24 protein-coding genes and 1 pseudogene are annotated in these 23,871 nt (G+C 57.3%); 9 read left to right on the top strand and 16 right to left on the bottom strand.

The window, feature by feature from the left end; translation table 11 throughout:
* Positions 1-11: 11 nt before the first annotated feature.
* Positions 12-770, bottom strand: a complete 759-nt coding sequence (locus tag GXB78_RS11700) for an SDR family NAD(P)-dependent oxidoreductase (protein WP_329515489.1) — start codon at positions 768-770, stop codon at positions 12-14.
* A gap of 121 nt (positions 771-891) precedes the next feature.
* Between GXB78_RS11700 and GXB78_RS11695 the strand changes: the two genes are divergently transcribed.
* Positions 892-1,788: a LysR family transcriptional regulator gene (locus GXB78_RS11695; protein WP_329515488.1), complete on the top strand. Its 897-nt coding sequence runs from the start codon at positions 892-894 to the stop codon at positions 1,786-1,788.
* Positions 1,789-1,906: 118 nt separating this feature from the next.
* Here GXB78_RS11695 and GXB78_RS11690 read toward each other — a convergent pair whose 3' ends face one another.
* The gene (locus GXB78_RS11690; protein WP_329515487.1) at positions 1,907-3,520 is read right to left on the bottom strand and encodes an inorganic phosphate transporter; all 1,614 of its coding nucleotides are present in this window, start codon (positions 3,518-3,520) and stop codon (positions 1,907-1,909) included.
* A gap of 202 nt (positions 3,521-3,722) precedes the next feature.
* The gene (locus GXB78_RS11685) at positions 3,723-4,745 is read right to left on the bottom strand and encodes a transporter (RefSeq protein ID WP_329515486.1); all 1,023 of its coding nucleotides are present in this window, start codon (positions 4,743-4,745) and stop codon (positions 3,723-3,725) included.
* A 199-nt stretch (positions 4,746-4,944) separates the two neighbouring features.
* Here GXB78_RS11685 and GXB78_RS28305 point away from each other — a divergent pair.
* Together GXB78_RS28305 and GXB78_RS28300 are read left to right on the top strand one after the other, a co-directional pair.
* Positions 4,945-5,760, top strand: a pseudogene (locus GXB78_RS28305) (HAMP domain-containing protein); the annotation flags it as partial.
* A 117-nt stretch (positions 5,761-5,877) separates the two neighbouring features.
* Positions 5,878-6,645, top strand: a complete 768-nt coding sequence (locus GXB78_RS28300; RefSeq protein ID WP_456239208.1) for a methyl-accepting chemotaxis protein — start codon at positions 5,878-5,880, stop codon at positions 6,643-6,645.
* A 453-nt stretch (positions 6,646-7,098) separates the two neighbouring features.
* On the opposite strand, the gene GXB78_RS11675 is transcribed toward GXB78_RS28300, so the two are convergent.
* Positions 7,099-7,404 carry a PepSY domain-containing protein gene (locus GXB78_RS11675; protein ID WP_042607223.1) on the bottom strand — a complete coding sequence of 102 codons (306 nt, stop codon included), beginning with the start codon at positions 7,402-7,404 and terminating at the stop codon, positions 7,099-7,101.
* 156 nt (positions 7,405-7,560) lie between these two features.
* The gene (locus GXB78_RS11670) at positions 7,561-8,688 is read right to left on the bottom strand and encodes a glycerophosphodiester phosphodiesterase (RefSeq protein WP_253504623.1); all 1,128 of its coding nucleotides are present in this window, start codon (positions 8,686-8,688) and stop codon (positions 7,561-7,563) included.
* 220 nt (positions 8,689-8,908) lie between these two features.
* Here GXB78_RS11670 and GXB78_RS11665 point away from each other — a divergent pair, with 220 nt between their 5' ends.
* On the top strand, positions 8,909-9,235 hold the full coding sequence (locus tag GXB78_RS11665; RefSeq protein ID WP_329515484.1) for a DUF2025 family protein: 327 nt from the start codon (positions 8,909-8,911) through the stop codon (positions 9,233-9,235).
* Positions 9,236-9,383: 148 nt separating this feature from the next.
* Here GXB78_RS11665 and GXB78_RS11660 read toward each other — a convergent pair whose 3' ends face one another.
* The 3 genes from GXB78_RS11660 to GXB78_RS11650 all read right to left on the bottom strand — a co-directional run bounded on the left by GXB78_RS11660 (position 9,384) and on the right by GXB78_RS11650 (position 12,362).
* Complete coding sequence (locus GXB78_RS11660; protein ID WP_329515483.1) at positions 9,384-10,088, bottom strand: CTP synthase C-terminal region-related (seleno)protein; 705 nt, start codon at positions 10,086-10,088, stop codon at positions 9,384-9,386.
* 100 nt (positions 10,089-10,188) lie between these two features.
* Positions 10,189-11,508: a methyl-accepting chemotaxis protein gene (locus GXB78_RS11655; protein WP_329515482.1), complete on the bottom strand. Its 1,320-nt coding sequence runs from the start codon at positions 11,506-11,508 to the stop codon at positions 10,189-10,191.
* 245 nt (positions 11,509-11,753) lie between these two features.
* Positions 11,754-12,362, bottom strand: coding sequence for a TetR/AcrR family transcriptional regulator (locus GXB78_RS11650; RefSeq protein WP_329515481.1), 609 nt, complete (start codon positions 12,360-12,362; stop codon positions 11,754-11,756).
* Between the two features lie 212 nt (positions 12,363-12,574).
* On the opposite strand from GXB78_RS11650, the gene GXB78_RS11645 reads away from it, so the two are divergent.
* The gene (locus GXB78_RS11645) at positions 12,575-13,630 is read left to right on the top strand and encodes an MBL fold metallo-hydrolase (RefSeq protein ID WP_329515480.1); all 1,056 of its coding nucleotides are present in this window, start codon (positions 12,575-12,577) and stop codon (positions 13,628-13,630) included.
* Between the two features lie 36 nt (positions 13,631-13,666).
* Here the strand turns inward: GXB78_RS11645 and GXB78_RS11640 are convergent, their stop codons facing one another.
* Positions 13,667-13,984 carry a helix-turn-helix domain-containing protein gene (locus GXB78_RS11640; protein ID WP_039758012.1) on the bottom strand — a complete coding sequence of 106 codons (318 nt, stop codon included), beginning with the start codon at positions 13,982-13,984 and terminating at the stop codon, positions 13,667-13,669.
* A gap of 93 nt (positions 13,985-14,077) precedes the next feature.
* Positions 14,078-14,845, bottom strand: a complete 768-nt coding sequence (locus tag GXB78_RS11635; protein ID WP_329515479.1) for an AraC family transcriptional regulator — start codon at positions 14,843-14,845, stop codon at positions 14,078-14,080.
* 112 nt (positions 14,846-14,957) lie between these two features.
* On the opposite strand from GXB78_RS11635, the gene GXB78_RS11630 reads away from it, so the two are divergent.
* The 4 genes from GXB78_RS11630 (at position 14,958) to GXB78_RS11620 (ending at position 17,775) form a co-directional block, all read left to right on the top strand.
* The gene (locus GXB78_RS11630; protein WP_329515478.1) at positions 14,958-15,773 is read left to right on the top strand and encodes a sulfite exporter TauE/SafE family protein; all 816 of its coding nucleotides are present in this window, start codon (positions 14,958-14,960) and stop codon (positions 15,771-15,773) included.
* An 8-nt stretch (positions 15,774-15,781) separates the two neighbouring features.
* On the top strand, positions 15,782-16,360 hold the full coding sequence (locus GXB78_RS28160; RefSeq protein WP_408005125.1) for a DUF6933 domain-containing protein: 579 nt from the start codon (positions 15,782-15,784) through the stop codon (positions 16,358-16,360).
* Entirely contained in the window at positions 16,339-16,569 is a 231-nt protein-coding gene (locus GXB78_RS28155) for a hypothetical protein (RefSeq protein WP_408005124.1), read from the top strand. Before GXB78_RS28160 ends, GXB78_RS28155 begins: the two co-directional genes overlap by 22 nt.
* Before the next feature lie 66 nt (positions 16,570-16,635).
* On the top strand, positions 16,636-17,775 hold the full coding sequence (locus GXB78_RS11620; protein WP_329515477.1) for a hypothetical protein: 1,140 nt from the start codon (positions 16,636-16,638) through the stop codon (positions 17,773-17,775).
* 3 nt (positions 17,776-17,778) lie between these two features.
* Here the strand turns inward: GXB78_RS11620 and GXB78_RS11615 are convergent, their stop codons facing one another.
* The 6 genes from GXB78_RS11615 to GXB78_RS11590 form a co-directional block, all read right to left on the bottom strand.
* Complete coding sequence (locus GXB78_RS11615; RefSeq protein ID WP_329515476.1) at positions 17,779-18,765, bottom strand: hypothetical protein; 987 nt, start codon at positions 18,763-18,765, stop codon at positions 17,779-17,781.
* A 249-nt stretch (positions 18,766-19,014) separates the two neighbouring features.
* Entirely contained in the window at positions 19,015-19,728 is a 714-nt protein-coding gene (locus tag GXB78_RS11610) for an HNH endonuclease (RefSeq protein WP_329515475.1), read from the bottom strand.
* A 162-nt stretch (positions 19,729-19,890) separates the two neighbouring features.
* Positions 19,891-20,823 carry an SH3 domain-containing protein gene (locus tag GXB78_RS11605; protein WP_329515474.1) on the bottom strand — a complete coding sequence of 311 codons (933 nt, stop codon included), beginning with the start codon at positions 20,821-20,823 and terminating at the stop codon, positions 19,891-19,893.
* 111 nt (positions 20,824-20,934) lie between these two features.
* Complete coding sequence (locus GXB78_RS11600; protein WP_329515473.1) at positions 20,935-21,456, bottom strand: BRO-N domain-containing protein; 522 nt, start codon at positions 21,454-21,456, stop codon at positions 20,935-20,937.
* A gap of 348 nt (positions 21,457-21,804) precedes the next feature.
* Positions 21,805-23,055: a ribonucleotide-diphosphate reductase subunit beta gene (locus tag GXB78_RS11595; RefSeq protein WP_016773579.1), complete on the bottom strand. Its 1,251-nt coding sequence runs from the start codon at positions 23,053-23,055 to the stop codon at positions 21,805-21,807.
* 547 nt (positions 23,056-23,602) lie between these two features.
* Positions 23,603-23,863 (bottom strand): DUF2790 domain-containing protein, encoded by a 261-nt coding sequence (locus GXB78_RS11590; RefSeq protein ID WP_042607210.1) that lies wholly within the window; start codon positions 23,861-23,863, stop codon positions 23,603-23,605.
* Positions 23,864-23,871: the final 8 nt, after the last annotated feature.

The following is a 23,871-nucleotide window of genomic DNA, read 5'->3' as shown; positions in this document are numbered from 1 at the left end:
CGGGTCAAGCGCTACAGGAACATCCCGCCGGATGCCTCGACCCGCTGGCCATTGATCCACTGCCCACCCTCCGACAGCAGCAGCGCCAATGCCCCGCCAATATCATCCGGCTGCCCGACGCGACCCAGCGCGGTGTTACTGGCGACCATGGCGTTGACAGCGCTGTTGTCGCGCACCGTACCGCCACCAAAATCGGTTTCAATCGCCCCCGGCGCCAGAATGTTCACACCAATCTGCCGCGCGCCAAGCTCCTTGGCCTGATAACGGGTCAGCACTTCCATCGCGCCTTTCATCGCCGCGTAGGCGCCATAACCCGGCAGGCTGAAGCGGGTCAGGCCGCTGGAAATATTGACGATGCGCCCACCGTCATTGATCAGCGGCAGCAACTGCTGAGTCAGGAAAAACGGCCCTTTCAACTGCACGTTCATCAGCAGATCGAATTGCTCCGGGGTGGTTTCGCTGAACAGCGCATGCACGCCGATCCCGGCATTGTTGATGAGGAAATCAAAGCGCTGGCGCTGAAAGGTTTGCTCCAGCGTTTGCGCAACCTGCCCGGCGAACGCGGGGAAGTTTTCGCTGCGGCCGACGTCCAGTTGCAGCATCGCCGCGTGCGCGCCGAGTGCCTGTAATTCGCTGACCAGAGTTTGCGCCTCGTCGGCGCGGCTGTTGTAGGTGCCGATGATGTCGATGCCTTGCGCGGCGAGGTGCAGGGCGGCGCTGCGGCCGAGACCACGACTGGCGCCGGTGATCAGTGCGATTTTGCGATTCATGCGGACTTCCTCGATTGCGTTGGGTGGTGATGGAAGAAGTGTATTTATCCGCCCTGAGCTGATAAACATGGCAGAAGCGGAATCACTGATCGGTTCAGCCGAACAATCACCGGGGCTTGTCATGAACAAACTGGAACTGCTGCGTACCTTCGTTCGGGTCAGCGAACTGTCGAGTTTCACCCTCGCCGGTGAAAGCCTCGGCCTGCCGCGCTCCACGGTGTCCGAGCAGGTGCAGGCGCTGGAAGCCTTGCTCGGCACGCGGCTGTTGCAGCGCACCACGCGTAAGGTGCAGGCCACCCAGGACGGCCTGGTGCTGTACGAACGCAGCAAGGATCTGCTTTCGCACATGGACGAGATCGAAGGGCTGTTTCGTCAGGATGAGGCTTCGCTGACCGGGCGCATCCGGGTCGACATGCCGAACATCCTCGCGCGACGGTTGATCATGCCGCGCTTGCCGGAATTCATGGATCGCCACCCGAATCTGCAGATGGAAATCAGCAGCACCGACCGCCGCGTCGACTTGCTTGGCGAAGGTTTCGACTGCGTGTTGCGCATCGGCGCGCAGCCGGATCAGTCGGTGGTCGCCCGGCATTTGGGCGACTTCCCGATGGTCAACTGCGCCAGCCCCGCTTATCTGCAACGCTACGGCGTGCCGCAGACCCTGGAAGATCTGACACAGCATCGGCTGGTGCATTACGTCGGCGTGCTGGGCTCGCGTTCGGAAGGGTTTGTCTATGAGGAGGACGGTGAGGTGCGGCGGGTGGCGATGGCTGGCAGTGTCACGGTCAACAGCACCGATGCCTATGAAGCAGCGTGCCTGGGCGGTTTCGGCCTGACCCAGGTGCCGCGCACCGGCATGCAACCGCATCTGGAGAACGGCGAACTGGTGACCGTGCTGGCGCAATACAGCGCACCGCCGATGGCGATTTCCTTGTTGTATGCGCGGCAACGGCATTTGCCGCTGCGGGTGCGGGTGTTTATGGATTGGCTCGGCGATGTGGTTCGCTCGACGCTCTGACTGACCACCTTCGACCGAACTGTGGGAGCGAGCCTGCTCGCGAAGAGGGCGTTGGCGCAGAGTTGTCTGACCCAGCGCTTTCGCGAGCAGGCTCGCTCCCACAGAGATTTGCATAGGGTCAGAAGATTTGGGTGAACAGCCAGTACAGGCTGCCCGACAACAGAATCGCCGCAGGCAGCGTCAACACCCAGGCCATCAACAGATTACGGATCGTTGTCATCTGCAACCCGGCGCCATTGGCAACCATGGTCCCGGCCACGCCCGAGGACAACACATGGGTTGTCGATACCGGCAAACCGAACATGTCCGCCGCGCCGATTGTCAGCATCGCCACGGTTTCTGCCGAGGCGCCCTGGGCGTAGGTCAGGTGAGTCTTGCCGATCTTCTCGCCGACGGTCACGACAATGCGCTTCCAGCCGACCATGGTGCCCAGCCCCAGCGCGATGGCCACGGCGATCTTCACCCATAGCGGAATGAAGCGCGTGGCGTTGTCGATCTGTTGTTTGAACAACTGCAGTTTGCTGTTGGTGTCGGCATCGAAGTTACCCACCTTGTTCTTGTCCATCAGGCGAATGCTTTCGCTGGCCAGGTACATGTCGTTGCGCACGTTGCCCATGGCTTCGGCCGGGACTTTTGCCAGCGAACCGTAACCTCTGACTTCCTCACCAATGTGCCCGGTCAGGGCGGCGAGGGCGGGAATCAGTTGCGGCGTAGGTTCCTTGCTGCGCACGTAATCCGAGAGCACCGGGCGCGGATCGGCAGGTGCCGGCATTGGTGCGCTTTTCACCAGCGCTTGCTGAGTGACTTGGGCGACGGCGGCGAATTGCAGCGATTGTTCTTCCGGCATGGTCCGGTTTAACGCATAGGCCATCGGCAGCGTGCCGACCAGAATCAGCATGATCAGGCCCATGCCTTTCTGGCCGTCGTTGGAGCCGTGGGCGAACGACACGCCAGTGCAGGTGGCGATGAGCAAACCGCGAATCCACCACGGCGGCGGGGTGTTGCCTTCCGGTGCCTTGTACAGCGCCCGGTTCTTGACGAACGCGCGCAACGCCAGCAGCAACAGCGCCGCGCAACCGAAACCCACCAGCGGCGACAGCAGCAAGGCATAACCGATTTTGGTTGCCTGCGCCCAGTCGACGCCGCTGGTGCCATCGCGGCCGTGCATCAAGGCATTGGCGACGCCGACGCCGATGATCGAGCCGATAAGAGTGTGCGAAGAAGAGGCCGGCAAGCCCAGCCACCAGGTGCCGAGGTTCCACAGAATCGCCGCGATCAACAGGGCGAAGATCATCGCAAACCCGGCGGACGAGCCGACCTGCAGAATCAGCTCCACCGGCAACAGCGCGATGATGCCGAACGCCACCGCACCGCTGGACAGCAGCACCCCGAGGAAATTGAAGAACCCCGACCAGACCACCGCGACATTCGGCGGCAGTGAGTGCGTGTAGATCACCGTCGCCACTGCGTTGGCGGTGTCGTGGAAACCGTTGACGAACTCGAAACCCAGCGCAATCAGCAGCGCCACGCCGAGCAGCAGAAACGGCGTCCAGGTGGTGACGACCGTGCCGAGTTCGTGCATGTCGTGCATCAGGCTGTAGGCGGTAAACAGCATGCCCATGGCGAGCACGGCGAAAAAGATGACATAGGTGAACGGACCGGTTTTCTTGTCGAGCGCCGGTCTGCCACTGGCGGCGGACGCAGGGCTGGCGGTCAGTGAGGGCGTGGCCATGGCGGACAATCCTGAGCGAGGGAAGGAATGTCGCCCATGATCGTTGCAGAATGTTACAGAGAGACTGCGTCAGGTCAGTGTTTGGCTTATTGGTCTGACTATTGATCAGAGGGAAAATGCCAAAAGATCGCAGCCTTCGGCAGCTCCTACAGCGGAACACATTGCAAATGTAGGAGCTGCCGAAGGCTGCGATCTTTTGATTTTAGTAATCCCCACGCTTGCGAAACGCCCAGCGCCCGGCGATCACTGTGAACGTCGCCACCAGCGCAACCAGTACCCAAAATCCATGGGGATCCTCCGACAGCGGCACACCCCCCACATTCATGCCGAAAAAACCGGCAATGATGTTGATCGGCAGGGCCAGCACCGTCACCACGGTCAGGGTAAACAGCGTGCGGTTGCTCTGTTCGTTGAGGTTGGCGGCGATTTCTTCCTGCAGCAATTTGATCCGTTCACCAAGGGCGGTGAGGTCGTTGATGATCAGCGCAAACTCCTCGGTGGATTTGCGCAACTCCTTGACGTCCTCCTTCTGCAACCACGGCGGCGGGCGGTTGAGCAGGCGCAGCAGAGAGCCCGGCTCCAGTGCCAGCAGGCGTTGCAGACGCACCAGCACGCGGCGATTGGCACCGAGTTCAGCGCGGTTGGTCGACAGGCGCGAGGAAAGCAATTGGTCCTCGACCAGATCGACGCTCAGGCTGGTCTTGCGCACGATCTGTGTCAGCACTTCGCCCTGATCGCGCAGCAGGTGCACGAGCAATTCCGAGGGGGAACGAAAGCATTCGCCGGCCTTCACTGAGGAGCGCAGTTTGTCCACCGAGTGCAGCGGTTGCAGGCGTGCGCTGACGATCAATTTGCTGCGTACGCAAACCCACAGCGTCGACACGTCCGAGGAGACCATGCTGCTGAGGTTGAACACCACATCGTTGACCACTGCCAGCAGCGCCGAGTCGACATGCTCGATGCGCGTCGAACGCGAGCCTTCGTGCAACGCCTCGAAAAACTCATCGGGCAGTTGCAGATGGTTTTTCATCCAGCGCTCGCACGCGGCATGGGCCAGGTTCAGGTGCAGCCAGAGGAATTCGCCACTGTCGCCGTCGTCCTGCAAACAGCGCAACGCCGTCGCCGAATCGATCTCCCGACCGCGCTCGCCGGGCAGAAAGCGAAAGCCGTAGAGCAAGCCAAACAGGTCCGGGTCGCGATGGCTGATATCGAGGCTGTGATTCATGACGGCTCGCTGCGAGGAGGGTGTCTGGGGGCAGGATTTTCAGGTTCACCTGAGCGGCATGATCGCAAGCTCACATGACCGTTTTGTGACAGTGAAATGACGTCAAATCAATGTGTTACCGGCTGTCGGAAGAATCTCAAGCAGCGCTCTGGCGCGCCGATCTCAGGTGAGTTAGCTTGCGCGCCATTGGCTTCTTGCCATGGTGCGACGACAGGGAAGTCCGGCCATTTTTCACGCCCGCTCGGGCGTGCCTCATCCCTGCTTCGAGTACCTTGCAATGCTGCAAAAATCCCTGAGAGCGCAAATTCTCGCCCTGCTGAGCGGCAGTCTGCTGGCGATGCTGTTGATCGCCCTGGCCTGCTTTCATTTCCTCTCCAACGGCGTGCAAAGCTACAGCCAGTTGATCGCCGGCCCCTTGCACACTTCGCAACTGATCGATGAAGCCAACCTGCAATTCAAGGTTCAGGTGCAGGAGTGGAAAAACGTCTTGCTGCGCGGCAAGCAACCGGCGGATCTGGCGAAATACTGGAGCCAGTTCGAAGAGCGTCAGCGCGACGTGCAGACCATACTCGGCGAACTGGCCGGCCAGAAAGGTATCGAGGCCAGTCTCAAATCACGCATCGAACGTTTGCGCGAAGAGCATCGCCAGTTGGGTGCTGCCTATCAGAAAGGTCGCGATGCCTACGTCGCCACCGGTGGTGATCCGAGCGCCGGCGACGCTGCGGTCAAAGGCGTCGACCGCGCCACGAGCGAGCAGATGAGCGAACTGGTCGCCGAGTTGCGCAGGCAGGGCAACGAGCAATCGGCGATGATCAGTGCCAGCGCCGATCGCACTGTGTGGCTGGGCCTGTTGGTGATGCTCGGGTCAGGCTTGCTGATCGGGCTGCTGAGCCTGTGGCTGGTCAGCCGCAATCTGATCGAGCCGATCCGCAACCTCATCGATTACGTCACTCGTTTGAGCCGTGGCCAGTTGGCCGAGCGCGTGGTCAGCGCGCGTCGCGATGAGCTGGGCAACCTCGCCGCCGCCGCGAACACCCTGCGCGATTTTCTTGCCGACACCTTCACCCGGTTGCAGCGCAGCGCGAGCAATCTGGACAGCGCCAGCGGCGAGCTCAACGCCATTGCCACGACCATGGCCGGCGGCACCAGCGAGCAATTCAATCGCACCGATCAGGTGGCCACGGCGATGAACGAAATGTCCGCCACCGCCCAGGAAGTCGCCCGTCACGCTGCCGATGCCGCACGTGCTGCCGACGATGCCGATCAGTCGGCGCAGCAGGGCGAAAAGGTCATGCAGAGCACCATTCACTCGATCACGCAAATGCGCGGTGAGATCGCCAATACGGCCACGGTGATCCGTCGTCTGGAAACCGACAGCGGTCGTATCGGCAAGGTGCTGGAAGTGATTCGTGGCATTGCCGAACAGACCAACCTGCTGGCGCTCAACGCGGCCATCGAAGCGGCACGGGCCGGTGAGGCCGGGCGCGGTTTTGCGGTAGTAGCCGACGAAGTACGCAACCTCGCCCAGCGCACGGCGGAGTCGATCATCGAGATCAACCAGATCATTCAGAACGTGCAGACCGGCGCTGTCGATGCGGCGCAGGCCATCGAAAGCGGCCAGGCGCGTAGTGATGAAAGTGTCGAGCAAGTGACTCAGGCTGGCGCGATGCTGGAGCGCATCACCCTGGCCGTGGAGGCGATTCGCGACATGAACCGCCAGATCGCCACGGCGGCAGAGGAGCAGACGTCGGTGGCCGAAGATATCTCGCGCAACCTGACTGAAATCACCGCGATTGCCAGTACCAACCTGGACAACGTACAGCGCACCGAAAGTGCCAGTCAGAATCTGCATGGGTTGTCGGGGCAGTTGAACGAAGTGACGGCGCGGTTGAGTGCCTGATTTGGCTGGATACCGGTTCGTCAGCAATTCGGTGTGATGGCTCTTCCCCCTCACCCTAACCCTCTCCCAGAGGGAGAGGGGACTGACCGTGTTGATTGTTCGAGGTACGCCGACCTGCAGTACCGAGTCGAACACAAGCTCGAAGTGCTTACAAATCAGCTCCCTCTCCTTGGGATGAGGGCAGGGGTGAGGGGTGAATTCACCGCGGAGATACGCCGACCTGAGATGTCGAGGTGAACTCAGGCTAATAGTCCTTTGTGATGGCTTTTGAATTTTGAGGCGAACTCAGGCTCCGAAATTTCCCCGATCTGCTCCCTTTCCCCCTCGCCCCCTTGGGGGAGAGGGCTGGGGTGAGGGGGTAAAGTTTTCACTGACAACTCATCAACAAAGCCAAACGCAAATCATAAAAAAACCGCACGATCTTAAATCGTGCGGCTCTTTAACAGCGGTCTATCAAGTATCTTGCTTGTCGCTCAGCACTTTACCGGTGGTGGCATCAAAGTCCACGTCGAACTCTTTGCCGTCAGCAGTTTTAAGTTCAACTTCGTACTCGTAACCGTTGAAGTGGTTATCCAGGTCGGTGTCGGTAATCGTTGCGCCCGGGTGCAGTTTCAGGGCTGCTTCGTTCATCGACTCCAGCGATTTGATCTTGCCGTCCTTGACCAGTTGCGGGATCTGGTCGATGCGCACGTCAGCCTGAGCCAGGCCAGCGGTGAGGGTCAGGGCAGCGGCGGTAAACAGGGCAGTCAAAGTTTTCATCGGTTCATTCCTTGGCAGTGCGTTGAAGTGGTTGATCTGTGTAAGTGGGTTCAGATTAACCAGCGCAACTTAATTCACCCTTAAATCTCTGCCTCGCGATAAAACTGCTCTTTGTGGGAGCGAGCCTGCTCGCGAAGCAGGCAACTCGATAACGGCTCAGAAACCGTTCTTCTTCAAAACTTCATCAACACTGCCAGCCGCCGGACGCTTGTAAAACTTCAACAGTTCACTGGCGCGGTTGGTAAAGATGCCATCAACCCCGGCCGCCATCACTTTCTCGTAGTCCACCGGCTCGTCGACGGTATAAACATGCACCAGCATGCCTTGATCGTGGGTGTACTGATTCATCCACGGTTGCACCAGATCGGAATAGCTCTGGTCACCACCATGAGTCAGCTTCGCCGAAGGGCCAGTGCCGATCGCGCCCTGGGCCTTGGCGTAATCGACCCATTGCTTGAATTCAGCTTCGGATTTGGGCTCCTGCTTGCCGTAGAACACGTTTTTGTCTTTCTCACCGGACGCAGCAAACGTCACGGCGGATTTCGGCTCTATGCTGCCTTCGCCGACCCACAACAGCAGAATCTTCGGCACTTGCGGCATTTCTTTCTCAAGCAGTTCGAGGCTGGATTTGTCGAACGTCTGCAGGATCACCTTGCCTTTGCCCTGACCGACGCCCAGCGCACTTTTCGCCAGTTTCGATCCCGCCGGGCTCAACCAGCCGCGATCCTGAAGTTTTTCCTTGAGGTCATGTTCGATGCCGGGAAACAGCTGCGGCTCTTTGGTCTCGATGTACAGGCCCGGCTTGTGCTGCGGGTTGGCGCGGGCGATGTCGATGATTTCATCGAGGGTGAGAATTTTCAGCCCGGCGTAGGAAGGGCGCGCGCGATCCGGGTATTTGGTGTTGAACCAACTGCCGGCGTCGAGGGTTTTCAGCTCGGCCATGGTGAACGCGGTGGCCGGGCTGTCCTTGCGCTCGGGGAATTTGCTCGCCACGTCGGTGGTGCGTTGCAGGTTGTCGTCGTGCAGGGCGAAGAGCACGCCGTCCTTGCTGCGCTGCAAATCCATTTCCAGGTAATCGGCGCCGAGGTCACGGGCCAGTTTGTAGGCCGCTGCGGTAGATTCCGGGGCATCGAACGACGCGCCACGGTGGGCGATCACCGCCGGATGCGGAATGCCATGGGCGGCAGCGATTGCCTTGGGCTCAGGGTGGCTGTCGGCGTGCGCCTGACCGAGGCCGAACAACAGACTCAGCACCAGGGCGCTTCGGGTAAAAGTAGCAGGCATGGTCGAGTTCCTTTCGCAGGTTTTTTTCAAGACGTACCTTTTAACAACTGAAGCGCCGCAGGGCTATCGCCAGACCGACATAAAGCGTGCAAAACGGAAATTTCCTGCACTTTTGTGGCGCTGTTTGCAGTACGCTTGCCCTCGGCAGACGCCCCGGTAGAGGGCGCGCCGCTCCATTGCCCTGCGTGTAAACCATCGATCATCTTTCGTGAGGTTTACCATGCGCATCACCTCCCAACTCATCTGCCAGGCCGCCGGCGATCTCAAAGGCTTCGTCGGCCTCAACCGCAAGACCGGTCAATACCTCGTGCGCTTCAGCGAAGATTCGTTCGGCATGGACGTGGCCGACGACGGCATCATTGCAGCCAGTGAATTCGTCTGGGCACCGCTGTCGGACACCACCATGACGCTCAAGCGCGAACTGATTAAGTTGCTGCTCGATCAACACATCGACGAGCGCATCAACATCACCGAGCCGTTGCGGGTTTACATGAGCAAGGTCGAGGTGCCAGAGATTGTTGCGGTGCGGAGTCTGGTGCGCGGTTGAGGTTTTGTAGTGTGGTTGCGGGCCTCTTCGCGAGCAGGCTCGCTCCCACAGGGATCTTGTGAACGCCACAAATCCAATGTGGGAGCGAGCCTGCTCGCGAAGGCGGCGTTGGGGGCGCCGCCAACCTCAATGGCCGAGTGCATAACGCTCAATCCCGCAATCCGCAGGCTTCGATAAATGCGCGAACCAGCGGTGGCATTTTTCCTTTTAGTGCGGCGCGTTCCGGCTGGAACAGCGTGGCAACGAAGAACGGGTGGCTTTTCAATTCCACAGCGCGCAGATCCCCCGCCGAATCATGGCCGACCGCTTGTAGCCGGTCGCTCAACAATTGCCGCTCGAACAGCGGATTCACTCCATAACGGCAGCGATAGCCTTCTTCAATTTCAGACTTTTCGTACGCCTTGGCGATTAACGAAGCGGGCAAGAGGTGAATGCTGTCCACTGCCTCGACCAACGAACACGTCAAGGGCGTGAGCACAGCACGTTCGGATTCCGGAGAGGTCTCCCCGTGCTCGGCATCGTTCCACCCCAGCACATTGCGCGAATATTCCAGAACCGCATGTTGAAAACCCCCGCAGGTGCCGAGAAAAGGTCGGCCTTGTTCGCGGGCATAGCGGATCGCGCGTAGCGCACCTTCTTCACTTTTGTAAGGGCTGGCGGGTACACACCAGAACCCATCGAATTGGTTCAGCACCGTCTCGGTGCCGATTTCTTCAGTGGCCAGCCACTCGAACTGCACGGTCCGTTGCAGGTGTTCGGCGACCAGGCCGAGTGCAACCGGGATCGCTTGGTGGGCGGTGACTTGCGGATCGTAGTCGCCAATCAGGGCGATGCGGATGGCGCGATTTTCCATGGGATTGTCCCTGCGCTTGTTTATGGATGGCACCCACTATAGATGGCGCGCCATCGCCAATCACTGTCTTGATTTCAACTACGACTGCGGGCCAGCCCAATCACCCCGGCACCCGTTCATTGGCAAACATGCTCACCGCATCCACCGCTTCACTGGCGCCATCGCGAATCTGCAAAATCACCGTGCCAGCCTGATTGGCCAATTCCACGCCTTCGGCTGCACGATCGCGGGTGCCTTGCATGCTCTTGATCGCTTGTCGCGTCTCGCTCTGGATCAGACTGATCATGTTCGAGATTTCGGCGGTGGAGCCGCTGGTGCGCGCCGCCAGTTGCCGCACTTCATCGGCCACTACGGCAAAACCGCGGCCCTGTTCACCGGCGCGCGCGGCTTCGATGGCGGCGTTGAGGGCGAGCAGGTTGGTCTGATCGGCGATCGCGCGGATGGTGTTGACGATGGCGGTGATTTGCTCGGAGCGGTCGCCCAGTTGCGCGATCAGGGTTGAAGACTGGCTGATGTCTTCGGCGATTTCGCGCATTTCGCTGGCAGCCTGTTGAATCACCTGCGTACCTTGCTCGGCGACTTTTCGCGTTGCCACCGAGATGTGATAAGCGGTGCTGGCACTGCGCGCGTCCTGCTCGTGTTGCTCGACACGGGCGGTAACGTCAGACGCGAACTTGACCACTTTGTACAAGCGCCCCGAGGCGTCGTAGACCGGGTTGTAGTTGGCCTCGAGCCACACGGTCTGGCCGCGTTTATCCAAGCGCTCGAACTGACCGTGGAAGAACTCGCCCTGATTCAGACGCCGCCAGAAATCCTGATAGGCGCCGCTGTTGACCAGCGCCGGGGTGCAGAACAAACGGTGATGCTGGCCCTTGAGCTCGGCGAGGTTGTAACCCATACGCGTAAGAAAATTCTGGTTGGCGGTAAGAATGTTGCCGTCGAGATCGAACTCGATCACCGCCATCGCGCGATCGATCGCCTGGAGCTTGGCGTTGGCCTCGTTCTCCTGCTGCACCTTGGCGGTGACATCCATCGCGTACTTGACCACTTTGATCACTCGCCCCGACGCATCCTTGATCGGGTTGTAACTGGCCTCGAGCCAGATCGGCTGGCCTTGGCTGTTGACCCGCTCAAAGGTGCCGGACTGGAACTGGCCGTTTTTCAGGCGCGACCACAACTCTGTGTACTGGGCACTGCGACCGAATTCAGGCGTGCAGAAATGCCGGTGCGGCTGGCCGATTGCCTGGGCAGCCGTGTAACCCATGGTCTTGAGGAAATTGTCATTGACACGCAACACCACGCCATCAAGATCGAACTCGATCACCGCCATCGAGCGGTTGATCGCTTCGAGCATTGCAGCTTGGTCAAAAAGGCTGTGTTGCAGTTCTTCGAGGGCGGCTTTGTGGCGATTGAAAAACATGCTTGCGATACTCGGGAGTGGGGAAAATCAAAAGGATTCAGTCCCTATTCCTGCGCCGGCAGACCGAAATGCAACAGGCGACATTTCGGCGGTGACTGCTCAATGCCAGCGTTCCGTTACTGGCAGATGGCTACTTATACAAAACTTCATAAAGTTGTACAAGGAAGGAATTTTTGCCGCGTTTGTATAACTTTTTGCTAAGTTAGTTGTACACGTTTCGCGACCTGCCTCGGCTACAAAGTAAGTCAGCGTTGATATCGCGCCAGGAACATCTCCAGCGCCGACTCGGCAACCGAGTCCTGCGCGTCTGGATCAAGGGCTGCGCGTCCGAGCGAGATCTGCGGCCAGAATGCAAACGCCTTGAGCAAGCCTTGCACTTGATGCGCGGCAAACTCTGGATCCACCGGTTTGAGCCGCCCATCGGCTTGCGCCGCGCGTATCCAGACGGTTAGGCCTTCTTCACGCTCGCCCATGCGCTCGATCATGTTCTGCGCCCGCTCGGGGGAATGAATGGTTGCGGCAATCGCCACCCGGGCGAGGGTGAGAAAGTTCTCGTCGGCCATCATCTGCACCTTCTCCGTCAGTATCTGCCTGAGCTGGTCTTCCAGCGGCCGATCGCGGTTATAGCTCACCGATGGCTCGGCAATGATGCGCGCCCACAGCTGATTGAGGATTTCGGCGAACAGCTCTTCCTTGCTGGGGAAGTGGTTGTACACCGTACGCTTCGACACGCCAGCGGTGGCGGCGATCTTGTCCATGCTGGTGATTTCGAACCCATGGGCACGGAATTCGGCGATAGCTGCCTGGATGATGGCTTCGCGTTTGCGGTCGGTGAGGCGTTGTGGAGCGGTCATGAGCGGGCTTCGGCAGAGAAGGGAGGAAATTACACTCAGCAGTTTACTTGGCGTCGGCTTTGATGCAACCTAGAAACTACACCGCTCGGTGTAATGTTGAGTTAATCCTCGCGACTTACAAACCAGAGCGTTTGGCCTTTGCGTGCAGCTTGGCCATTTTCATTTCCCGTGGAATGCCGTGCAAGCACACGGTTTTTCGGAGTCGTTCAGTCATGGTCAATCCAGTCTCTCTCCCGGATAACACTCCCACGCCTGAAGCCTCTCGACAGGATCAAGGGCTGTTTCGCAATCACGCGCCGGTACAACGCGAAGGCCTGCGCAAAATGCTGCGGATCATGTGGAACATGATTTTCCACAAACCGCGCAACACCCGTCCGACCGCCGCCATTCCCGTGCAGCCGCTGACGCGCGAAGATCTGCTCGCAGCGCCCAACCACAGCGTTTACCGCTTGGGGCACTCGACACTGTTGCTGAAGATGCGCGACAAGTTCTGGATCACCGACCCGGTCTTCGCCGAGCGCGCCTCGCCCGTGCAATGGGCGGGCCCGAAGCGCTTCCACCAGCCACCGATCAGCATCGACGAGCTACCGCCGATTGAAGCAGTGATCCTCTCGCACAACCATTACGACCATCTCGACTACGAAGCGGTACGCAAACTCGCCGCCAAAACCACGTACTTCCTGACCCCGCTGGGCGTGGGCGACACCCTGATCAAATGGGGCATCGACGCCAGCAAGGTGCGCCAGTACGACTGGTGGCAGGGCACCGAAATCGCCGGCATCCGCTTCATCGCCACACCGTCGCAGCACTTTTCCGGCCGTGGCCTGTTCGACGGCAACAGCACGCTGTGGGCGTCATGGGTGATGATCGATGGCGACACACGCATCTTTTTCAGCGGCGACAGCGGTTACTTCGACGGATTCAAACGCATCGGCGAACAATACGGCCCGTTCGATCTGACCCTGATGGAAACCGGTGCCTACAACGTCGAATGGCCCCACGTGCACATGCAACCGGAAGAAACTCTGCAAGCCCACATCGACCTCAAAGGCCGCTGGCTCTTCCCGATCCACAACGGCACCTTCGACCTGGCCATGCACGCCTGGCACGAACCCTTCGATCGCATCCTCGCCCTCGCATGGGAACGCAGTATTGCGATTACCACACCGCGAATGGGCGAAGCGTTCAACATTGCGCAACCAGAACGGGGGAGCGCTTGGTGGATGGCGGTGGAGGAGGAGGGGGAAGCGGTGTTAGAGAACGCATGAATTGCTCAGTTGGTGAGGGGCATCCCCCTCGCCAGCTTATTCAGCCATCGCAAAATCCCCACGCCCCACCGATTCCCCCGCCATACCCTGCGCCCTGACACTGCGCCCCGGTGCAAACCCCGGGAAGAACACCAACCCCTGCGCCTCAAACCGATAAGCCAGTGCCAGCCTCGCGGCATCCGCCACGTCCTGCTGCGCTTCGAACCGCTGAATATCTGCCACCGCCACTTCGGCCTCGCGCGACAGTTGTTCAACGCTCCAGCCCAGCATGGCGCGGGCCTGGACGCAGTGGGTCGGGGTGAACTGGAAAAGGGCAATGCGTTCGAGGACGTGGTTCATCGCAAGAGAGGCCATGGTGTGCTCCGGGCTCAAAAGTGCTGATTGAAAATGTACTGTGTTTTTGTACAGTTGTTTTCGGCCGGGATCAAACGCAATTTTCGAATTTGCCTAGTTCCCCGGCTCCAACCAGACGGACGGTGCCTGTCCGAGCACACGCCTAAACATCGTCGAAAACGCCGCCGGGCTCTCGTAGCCGAAATCCATAGCAATCCGCGTCACCGTTTCCCCTGCCGCCAACCGTGCCAGTGCCTGCACCACGCAGGCTTGCTGCCGCCACTGACGAAAGCTGAGCCCGGTCTGCTGCCGAAACAATCTGTTAAAGGTACGCAAGCTTATGTGTAACTGGTCTGCCCAATGCTGCGGGGATTGATGGGAATTGGGCATGTTCAGAAAGGTCTGACACAGACTGAGGAGCTTTCCTTCGGCGGGCATGGGAATGTGTAGGGGAAGGGGCGCGCTACGTGTCAGTTCGTGCAACAGCAAGTTGATCAGTACACCGTCGCGTCCGGCCTGATCGTACAACCGTGGCACGTCCACCGCTTCCATCAGCAAATGCCGCAGCAGCGGCGACACACTGAGCACCTGGCAGTCCGGCCCCAGATCCACTTTGCCCGGTTCGATATAGAGGCTGCGCGTGCTCACCCCGAGCATCAAAACCTCGTGGGCCACACCCGGCGGAATCCACACCGCGCGCTGCGGCGGCACCACCCAGTTACCGTTCTGAGTGCTGACCTGCATCACACCGGTGGCGCCGTAAAGCAATTGCCCACGTCGATGCGTATGAAATGGGAGTAGGTGGCCGTGGGAATAATCGGTACCGATGGCCACGACCGTGCGAGGCGTGTCATCAAGCTGATTGATCGAAATATTGCGCATCAGGCGTGGTTCCGGCGATTGGCGTAAACGCGAACATTATTGGCTGAACTACTGAAGCCGGCCAATGCCTGCCGCACTAATGTAGTGGGCTTGCCAATCCAGGACGCTCACCATGTTCTACCTCCTGCTTACACTGTTCGGCTGCCTCACCGGCATCAGCGCCGTGCTCTTCGGTTTCGGCGGCGGCTTCGTCATTGTGCCGCTGCTTTATCGCATGCTCACCGCCAGCTACGCAGCCGACGACCCCATCGCGCAATCGGCCATGCACATCGCCGTGGCTACCTCGACCTGCGTAATGATCGTCAACGCCCTGATCGCCACACGCAAACACCAGCGCGCGGGCAATCTCATTCGGGACTACCTTTGGCCATTGGGCGGGTTTATCGGCCTGGGCGCGGTCGTCGGGGCAATTGCTGCGATGTGGGTCAGCGGCGAAGTGATCCGCTACGCCTTCATCGCCTCCCTGGGCGTGACCATCGTCGATTGCCTGCTGCGCCGCGGATTTCTCACACAGTCTCAAACCACGATCCCACGGCGACTGACCTCGACGGAAACATCCGCCGGCGGTGTAGGCATCGGCGCCATCGCGACCTTCCTCGGCGTAGGAGGAAGCGTCATGACCGTGCCGCTGCTGCGCCGTTGCGGGCTGAGCATGTCGCAAGCGACCTCCATGGCCAATCCGCTCAGCGTGCCGGTAGCATTGGCCGGGACGTTTACGTACATGGCGCTGGCCGGTTTCACTGAGTCTGACTTGGGTGTCTGGTATGTCGGATATGTCGATGTGCTGGCGTTTGCGCTGCTGACGGTTGGTTCGTTGGTGGGGATCAGATTGGCTGCGCGGTGGATTGGGCGGATACCGGATCGGCTGCATGCGTGGATCTATATTGGTTTGCTGATCGTGGTGCTGCTGAGCATTTCGCTCAAATGAATCGTTGATTGACGCAGGCGAAAGAAATCAGAATTGGCGGCAGAGCGTTGCCCGCCAGTCTTCAGCAGAGAACCACGATGTTGATCTTCAATTGCACCGAAGCCGCCAGTAAGTTCTTCAGCCGTGTTCATAAAGGCAAAACGATCACGCCGGTGGACACCAAACCGCGGTCATCAGTTATTGAGGATGATGAGCTGAACGGCGCGGACGAACAGTGGTTGGTTCATGCGATCACTGTGCAGCGCAAACATGTGTTGTTGGTCCTGCACATCAAAACCCGCTATTGCGTGATCCTGGCTGATGCGAAAAAAGCCGACGATCACGAGTTCGTTTTGCGCTTCACCGAGCGTTGGGTGAATGGCCTGATGATCAATGCCCAAAACCATGGCCTCGGACAATGGCTAGACCCCGAGGTGATGTTGGCGCGGATGCAACAGACTTGTGAGCACCAGCGATTCTATCGGCGCGGCCATCGCAGCGCGCAAAACACATTGATGAAATTGCCTGGTGTTTCCGCAACAAGGTCGCTGGAACAGGGTGCTTGCCACCCAATGAAGTCACGGCGATGGTTTTCGACGAACAAATGAACGACACGCCAAGAAACAGCAAGGGAGCCAAGTCCTACTACTTCCCGGACGAGGAAATGACGCTTCACTGGCTGCGCCATTATTGCTTCCTCGATGATGTCCAGCTGCATGCTGCGAAAGAGCGTCGGCATCAAGTCGCGAGGGAAATAGCGGAGATGGAGCGCAAGGCTTTTATGGAAGACTATGAGAGGCAGAATTCGAAGAATTGAGTCTGGCCCGTCACCATTTGCGACGCTTTTTTACGGGCAATGGCCCGCTCATTCAAGGATGGAACGATGCATCTTGGACTGTTGCGCATCAACCTGGCTTTAGCACTTGTAGGTTTATGTCTCTCACCGCGCATCTGGGCCGAAGACAGTAGGCAAGTCTTTACCGGCACCTTGGGTAAAGCCGCGATTGTTGTTGAGCTCGATGCGCGCTACAACGAAGGACGTTACTTTTACCGAAAATACCGAACCGACCTTGCGCTGGAAACTAGTAAAGAGGGCGACGCGTTGGTGATGCTGGAAGGCGCTGCAATGGACGGTGACTCGCGCCCGACCTTGCGCTTGCTGCCCACACTCAGCGGTTGGAGCGGCGAGTGGAAGGCTCCTTCCGGAAAAACGCTAAAAGTGGACTTACAACCCGCCAGGCTTCCTGATGTTCCTGCAGATGCCGCGCCCTATCTGGCGCAACTGCACGACACACAGCCCTACGAATACCTGCGGCTTGAGGGTTTGCTGTTGAAGAAAGGCACGACCGAAACCTTCATGGGCTACACCCTGCAATGGTGGCGCGAGCCGAAGTCGGGGGCTTCGCTGTTTGAAGTGGTATCGGGTTACGCCCCGGCAGCGCAGGAACGCATCAATCAATATTTGAGGGCGCGGTTATGGAGCGAAGTGTCGCAGTATTACGGTTGTTCGGGGAGTTACGCGCAATCCGCGCAGCCGCTGTGGATGTCCTCTTCAGTCATGAGCGTGCGAGTTTCCACCGAGTATTATTGCGGCGGTGCGTATCCTGATCAAAATAATGAATCGCTGAACTTCGATACGCGGACTGGGCAACTGTTGAGCCTTGAAGATGTGCTGTGGGTGGGCCAGGGCGAGCCGCTGCATCGTGAAGAATTACCAGACGCATCTTCGGAGGAAAACTCCAATTACCGCGCCAAAGAACTCGCCCCTTGGCTCGTCGAACAATTGTCGAAGCGTTACCCTACCGAAATGACCGTTGTCGCTGAGGGCGAAAATGATTGCGGCTATGACGAGCCAGAACCCTGGCAATTTCCTACGTGGCAGTTTGGAGAAAAAGGCGTCACCTTTTTTCCGTCCTATCCGCATGTCATGGCAGTTTGCGGATACGTCGAATGGGGCGTTCTACCCTATGGTCTGCTCAAGCAGCATCCGGGTGCCGTGAAACTGCTACTGCCCGAAAGCTGACTCTCACTCCAACCCCGGCGCTTCACGAATAATGAAGTGATCCAGGTTCTCGATATTGGCATTGAAGACCTCGAAAGGCTTTTCGGGGTTCTTCTTGCCGGGCACCTGCTTCAACTCCGGCGTCACCCCATAGAAGAAACAGAACAACGCCTTGTCGCTATCCACCGCGTGCTTGATCTCCTCCAGAAACGCCTTGCGCTTGCGGTAGTTGTCGATCAGCTTCTTGTTCAGATAAACACTGACCGGATACGGCTTCTTCTTGCTGTCCTCGGGCTTCTTGAACCAGACCTTGTCCTCGAAATCGATACGAAAACTGGCACTGTGGAAGTCCTCGATCTTCTTGATCCGCCCCCAGTAAATCAGCCCCTTGTTGTCCGTCAGATACTCGATCTTCTTGAAGAACGAACTGTACGGCGCCGTATGCTCGCCGACCTTCAAAGGCATGCGCTTGAGCAAGTCCTTGTCGGCGTAGTTGGAAACAAAACACTCCACCGGATGCGCAAACACACTGGTCTTGTCCGGCGCCGACTCACGACTCGCCGACTCTTTACCAGCGTCCGCCGCCGCCCGCACCGGATCATCCCGCAACACATCCGCCGCCACCGCCGGCGCGACAGGCTTGCGCACATATTCGCGCCGCGTCAGCAACAACTCTGATGGGAAGTGTTCCTCACGCCCATCATCCACCTCACCATCCGCCGTCTCAACACCAGATGCCGACGCCTTCAAACTCACATACGGACAACCCGCCACATGCTGCGTCGTGGGCAGATTCTTGAAGTGCGGCGTGCGCACGTAATTCACATTCTTGGCATTGAACGTACCCAATTCATTCGAAGCCTCGAATGCCGAACGACAGGCATCGTTGGGGCACTGGAAGTGCTCTTTCGCAGAGTCAAACGCCACCGTCTCATCGAAATTGAGATCGCGAACGTCATAGATCGACAACTTGTCGTCGAGGCTGAGGCAGTAGGCGAGATCGAATTTCATGGTGGGGCTCGGATCCTTGAGTAGGGGAGGGGTATTAATAGCGGGAGGCGGCGCGGGTTGCACTGATTGTTTTCAGGATGATGTGGAATCTGTGGGAGCCAGGCTGCTGGTGGTTGGTGGCATCAACCTAATCTCGAATCCAGACACCCACCCAGCAGCGACACATTGAATTGTGGTGAGGGGATTTATCCCCGATGGGCAGCGAAGCTGCCCCAAATCCAGCAATGAGGTTAGCCAGACAAACTGCAATTATTCCTTTTCGAGTCTTCCAACGTTGTCATAAAGCCAAGCAGTGAATTCCGATCTGTCGTCCGAATGGTGGCAACGTTGGTGACAGTTGGGACACAACGCCACAACATTCGTGTCAAGGTCCGAACCCTTTTGCGACAGGTGCTTGACGTGATGCACTTCTAAAAACGGTTTCCCATCCTTTTCAAATGGCGCTGCTTTGCCACAACCTTCGCACTTTCCATCGGCTTGCTGACGAACCCAGCCCCTCAATTCAGGATCGCGAAAGTAAACCTTTCTAGTGGAAGTCGTTTGGATCGGTGTTTTTATCCCCTTAGGGACGTAATCAAATTGCTTTCGTTCAAATTTAGCCGCGCGTTGCTCAAGCAATGCTTCGTCCGCCGTTGGATCGGAATCTTCAAGTGTCAGAACAGTGGAAGCATCAAGCGCCATACGAATGCTGCGCGCTACATTCGCGCCAACATTCTTGGCCGGTTTGTAGCCTTCAATGCGCGTTCTACCCATTTCGACCAGCACGGTAGATATGTTCTGCATCCGAAACTCAACAGAACCCTTAGTCCGACCGGCTAATGGGCCTTCACGCAAAATGCGATTTTCCTCAGTCTTGACGAATTTCTGACCGCTCTGCTCGCGTGCCAGCATCTTGAGATAGGCATCGACTGCCGCCTGAATCTCGACCTCACTCCAATCGCTGTTACTTTTTTCCGTGTCCATACAATCGCCGAGGGTTGAAAACCCTCGGACGATACTGAGTGGCCATCACTGATGTCCACGAAATTTCCTACGCCGCTGGAGGATTTTTCATTCGCGTCCTCCTAGGATGAGGGCGAGCACCGTTGCGATAGGCATTAGCGTGAGCACTGTGAGTCTGATAATTTAAATTTTTACTAAATAGCTTCTATATATCCAACCATCGATATGTTCATCGTTAACTTCTGCTCTGACATGGATCCAGTCTGATGTATCGCCTTCTAAATTTTCTATCCAAACCCCCTTCTCTAAACGGGTCAGTTCGGCTGAGTTTTTGTTGGGTTCTTTTCTAAGGATTACTTCATGGCCGGTTACAATACTCTGACCTTGGAGGAAAGCTCTTTGGCCTTTTGAGAGTGCCCGAACGGATGAGCGTATTTCTTCAGAGGTTTTTGAAGCGTCTATATTGTTTTGGTAAGTGGTGATTAGTGCTATCAATGCAACGATATTAAGAAATTTCTGTAATTTTTCCCAGAAAAAACTAAGGAATACAGTCAGATATCGATGAGCTTCGAAAGAGAGCTCAGTAAGTTTTCCGCCTCGCTCGATGACGCTAACTATTTCCTCTTCTAGTTTTGACCGGTTAGCGAGCGTTTCGGATTGGTTTTCCGCATAGGAATCAAGGTCGGATGCTTCGGCGCTAAGTTCTTTGGTTGTTCGAATGGCTTCTGACGAATGTGTCGTTAAATAATTGAACAGAAAAGAGCTCTTTTGCCTTTCGAGCCACTCTGGGCCTAATTTAGATATGTCAAATTCAGTTAATCGCACGACAGCGTTGCGAATGCTGTTGCTTACATTGGCGCCGATATTGTTCGAGGGTTTATAGCCCGAGATTCGTTGTATGCCTAACTGCTCAAATACAGTAGAAATATTTTGCATGCGGAACTCGATTGAGCCCTTCGTCCGGCCGGATAGAGGGCCTTCACGCAGTACACGATTTACATGCGCCTTATTCATAGGTTGGCCACTTTTTTCGCTTAAAAGCATCTGAAAGTAGGCTTCTACCGTTGCCTCAATCTCCTCTTCGCTCCAAGCGTTGATGCCAATCACAGTATCCATAAATCGTCCGAGGCTTGAAATTCCTCGAACGATACGTATTGGCCATCATAGGTGTCCAGGAAAAATCCTACAGATGAGGCTGTGCATCTGATCTTTCAATATGCGGTCTCGTCAGCTGATTGACTGTTTAGACAGTAGTAGTCTTTGCCACCATGGCTTGGCTGCTTTCATCTCTCGTTTGGTCGGTTCATTTAATAGATAAGGCATATCCCGAAGCCGAATCCAGCCCTCATCCTGCCAATGCAGCAAACTCAACGACATCTCCGGCCAATCCAACAAGCTCAACATTGGCCGATTCAAATCTTGCGAATCCGCAGCGTCACGCAAGGTTGGCACGACCTCGTTGGTCAACCACTCACGCAACAACCGATTCCCCGGAATGTAGTGATACACCAACAGCGCATACACCCCAGATTCACTGAGCATCAGATGCTGTTCTGGTTCTCGAAAGTACTCGATCCGCATGACGCGGCGTTGATCGTTATGTAGCTTGTTGACCACCCGATCATTCAGATGGAAACCCATCAAACGGCCGACATCGCGGGCGGAGAACCAAGGCTGGTTCTCTAATAGAAGAGCATGCAGAGAAAGATTGTGGCGAGAGAAGACGGTTACCGAGCATGGATCAGACATATCTATGACCTCTACGTTTTGGATTTTGGGAGGGCCTGATCCCAACGTAGAGCGGACTTAAGAAACCCCAACGAGCAGAGCCGTTGCCACCGACGAATTACACGTCTGTGTCACTGACCAAGCTTTCTACGTTGGGCGTTTCTTAGGCACCTGCGATAGAGCTTAGTAGTGCTCGCAGCAGGCTTCAATGGGAAGCGACTGTAAGTGCTGTAGGAGATTGAGCGCTGTGACGTAGGCGTAAATATGATTACCGATCGCCCATAAAAAAGCCCCGATCAGATCGGGGCTTTTTGCTTTCTCGACTTGGCGAATCAGGCAGTAGTCGTCAAATCTCACCAAGCGAGACTATTAGTCCCAGCTCAGAGCACCACCAGTCTGGTACTCAATCACTCTCGTCTCAAAGAAATTCTTCTCTTTCTTCAAGTCCATAATCTCGCTCATCCAAGGGAACGGATTCGTAGTCCCTGGATACTCCTCCTTCAAACCAATCTGCGACAAACGACGGTTAGCGATGAACTTTAGGTAGTCCTCCATCATCGCCGCATTCATACCCAACACCCCGCGAGGCATGGTATCTCGTGCGTATTCGATCTCCAGCTGCGTGCCCTGCAGAATCATCTGGGTCGCTTCTTCTTTCATCTCGGCATCCCACAAATGTGGGTTTTCGATTTTGATCTGGTTGATCACGTCGATGCCGAAGTTCAGGTGCATGGATTCGTCGCGCAGGATGTACTGGAACTGCTCGGCGACGCCGGTCATTTTGTTGCGGCGGCCCATGGAGAGGATCTGGGTGAAGCCGCAGTAGAAGAAGATGCCTTCCAGAACGCAGTAGTAGGCGATCAGGTTGCGCAGCAACTCTTTGTCGGTTTCCGGGGTGCCGGTTTCGAACTTCGGATCGGAGATCGAGCGGGTGTACTTCAGGCCCCAGGCTGCTTTTTTCGCGACCGATGGGATCTCGTGGTACATGTTGAAGATTTCGCCTTCATCCATGGCCAGCGATTCGATGCAGTACTGGTAGGCGTGGGTGTGGATCGCTTCTTCGAAAGCCTGGCGCAGGATGTACTGGCGGCATTCCGGGTTGGTGATCAGGCGGTACACGGCCAGGACCAGGTTGTTGGCAACCAGGGAGTCGGCGGTGGAGAAGAAGCCGAGGTTGCGCATGACGATGCGGCGCTCGTCGTCGGTCAGGCCTTCCGGGTTTTTCCAGAGGGCGATGTCGGCGGTCATGTTGACTTCTTGCGGCATCCAGTGGTTTGCGCAACCGTCCAGATACTTCTGCCAGGCCCAGTCGTACTTGAATGGTACGAGCTGGTTGAGGTCGGCGCGGCAGTTGATCATGCGCTTTTCGTCAACGGCGACACGGGCGGAGGCGCCTTCGAGTTCGGCGAGGCCTTCGGCGACGTCGAGGGAGTTCAGTGCAGCCTTGGCGCGGGCCACGGCGGCCGAGTCGTCGGCGGTCACGGCGCGGGCTTCGAGCGCCGCGGCGCCGCCGGCGTTGTCGAGGCGGTCCATGTTGGCTTCGCTTGCGTGGCCGGCGTTGGCGCCTTTCACGGTTGCGACTTCACTGTCTTCTTTATCGAATTCGTCCCAGCTCAGCATGACGTGTCGTCTCCTGCGTGAGGGCTTGTGCCCGTGTGAAACCTGAAGGGTTGGTTTTTCACACGGCCAAAGCCGCGTTGGATGTCGTTTTTTGCAGCGCTGCACGCAGGCAAATAAACAGAAATTTTGACGGGTTCCGAGAGCCTCTGATGGGCGCAATCAGCGTCTGGCACTGTTGCGGGGCTTCAGAATGGCTTTTGCTCCCTGTAAGGGAATATTGCTGACCCGTATGGGGCGGCATTATAGGGAAATTTTTACCGGCGTGGTGCGGCGAATCGGCTCATGGCGAGGCCGAGGAGGGGGTGGATTTCGGTCCGACCGAGGGATTACAGGGCTTTGCGCGGAGTCGAGGCCGGCAGATTTTTTTTCGTTAAATTTTTGGCAGGTGGTTTTCTGTTTAAAAAATAGCCAGAAAAGCGCGTTTTTCACTATATCTTGTGTTTTGCAACCCTTCTGAGCGTCTCCAGACACAACTGAGCCCGACCGAAGCCGGGCTGGAATCGACCCTCAATGTGGCGTTGAGCGATCCGATTCGGTGCAGTCTGATTCAGTTCGTGCAGCCGTTGCCCATGATGCTGTAGCGCAGGATGTGGCGTTGGCCTTTGGAGTCGTCGTATTCCATCTTCGCCGGTACTACTTCGCAGACATTTGGAATTTCGCTCATGGATACAACTTTGGCGATGTCCAGGTGTGTGGAGTAAGTGTATTCCTCGATAACCGGTTGTTGCTGTGCGACATCAGTCGGACCCTCGTTTGCCATGGCGGTTGCGCACAGACTGCTGAGGGCCAGAACCAATAAAGCTTTCATTTCTAATT

This window comes from Pseudomonas moraviensis subsp. stanleyae (genome assembly GCF_036283065.1).
GTDB classification, from domain to species: domain Bacteria; phylum Pseudomonadota; class Gammaproteobacteria; order Pseudomonadales; family Pseudomonadaceae; genus Aquipseudomonas; species Aquipseudomonas stanleyae.
The sequence above is the reverse complement of the archived record's forward strand: the minus strand, read 5'-3'. Positions and strand labels throughout refer to the sequence as shown.

Bases quoted from the DNA above. Each gene is read 5' to 3' on its own strand.
- GXB78_RS11685 (WP_329515486.1), bottom strand. From the start codon at position 4,745: ATGAATCACAGCCTCGATATCAGCCATCGCGACCCGGACCTGTTTGGC.
- GXB78_RS11615 (WP_329515476.1), bottom strand. From the start codon at position 18,765: ATGAAATTCGATCTCGCCTACTGCCTCAGCCTCGACGACAAGTTGTCG.
- GXB78_RS11690 (WP_329515487.1), bottom strand. From the start codon at position 3,520: ATGGCCACGCCCTCACTGACCGCCAGCCCTGCGTCCGCCGCCAGTGGC.
- GXB78_RS11660 (WP_329515483.1), bottom strand. From the start codon at position 10,088: ATGGAAAATCGCGCCATCCGCATCGCCCTGATTGGCGACTACGATCCG.
- GXB78_RS28300 (WP_456239208.1), top strand. From the start codon at position 5,878: ATGGCCGGCGGCACCAGCGAGCAATTCAATCGCACCGATCAGGTGGCC.
- GXB78_RS11700 (WP_329515489.1), bottom strand. From the start codon at position 770: ATGAATCGCAAAATCGCACTGATCACCGGCGCCAGTCGTGGTCTCGGC.
- GXB78_RS11610 (WP_329515475.1), bottom strand. From the start codon at position 19,728: ATGGACACGGAAAAAAGTAACAGCGATTGGAGTGAGGTCGAGATTCAG.
- GXB78_RS11645 (WP_329515480.1), top strand. From the start codon at position 12,575: ATGGTCAATCCAGTCTCTCTCCCGGATAACACTCCCACGCCTGAAGCC.
- GXB78_RS11620 (WP_329515477.1), top strand. From the start codon at position 16,636: ATGCATCTTGGACTGTTGCGCATCAACCTGGCTTTAGCACTTGTAGGT.
- GXB78_RS11670 (WP_253504623.1), bottom strand. From the start codon at position 8,688: ATGCCTGCTACTTTTACCCGAAGCGCCCTGGTGCTGAGTCTGTTGTTC.
- GXB78_RS11650 (WP_329515481.1), bottom strand. From the start codon at position 12,362: ATGACCGCTCCACAACGCCTCACCGACCGCAAACGCGAAGCCATCATC.
- GXB78_RS11600 (WP_329515473.1), bottom strand. From the start codon at position 21,456: ATGTCTGATCCATGCTCGGTAACCGTCTTCTCTCGCCACAATCTTTCT.
- GXB78_RS11630 (WP_329515478.1), top strand. From the start codon at position 14,958: ATGTTCTACCTCCTGCTTACACTGTTCGGCTGCCTCACCGGCATCAGC.
- GXB78_RS11605 (WP_329515474.1), bottom strand. From the start codon at position 20,823: ATGGATACTGTGATTGGCATCAACGCTTGGAGCGAAGAGGAGATTGAG.
- GXB78_RS11665 (WP_329515484.1), top strand. From the start codon at position 8,909: ATGCGCATCACCTCCCAACTCATCTGCCAGGCCGCCGGCGATCTCAAA.
- GXB78_RS11595 (WP_016773579.1), bottom strand. From the start codon at position 23,055: ATGCTGAGCTGGGACGAATTCGATAAAGAAGACAGTGAAGTCGCAACC.
- GXB78_RS11655 (WP_329515482.1), bottom strand. From the start codon at position 11,508: ATGTTTTTCAATCGCCACAAAGCCGCCCTCGAAGAACTGCAACACAGC.
- GXB78_RS28155 (WP_408005124.1), top strand. From the start codon at position 16,339: ATGGTTTTCGACGAACAAATGAACGACACGCCAAGAAACAGCAAGGGA.
- GXB78_RS11590 (WP_042607210.1), bottom strand. From the start codon at position 23,863: ATGAAAGCTTTATTGGTTCTGGCCCTCAGCAGTCTGTGCGCAACCGCC.
- GXB78_RS11640 (WP_039758012.1), bottom strand. From the start codon at position 13,984: ATGGCCTCTCTTGCGATGAACCACGTCCTCGAACGCATTGCCCTTTTC.
- GXB78_RS11695 (WP_329515488.1), top strand. From the start codon at position 892: ATGAACAAACTGGAACTGCTGCGTACCTTCGTTCGGGTCAGCGAACTG.
- GXB78_RS11635 (WP_329515479.1), bottom strand. From the start codon at position 14,845: ATGCGCAATATTTCGATCAATCAGCTTGATGACACGCCTCGCACGGTC.
- GXB78_RS11675 (WP_042607223.1), bottom strand. From the start codon at position 7,404: ATGAAAACTTTGACTGCCCTGTTTACCGCCGCTGCCCTGACCCTCACC.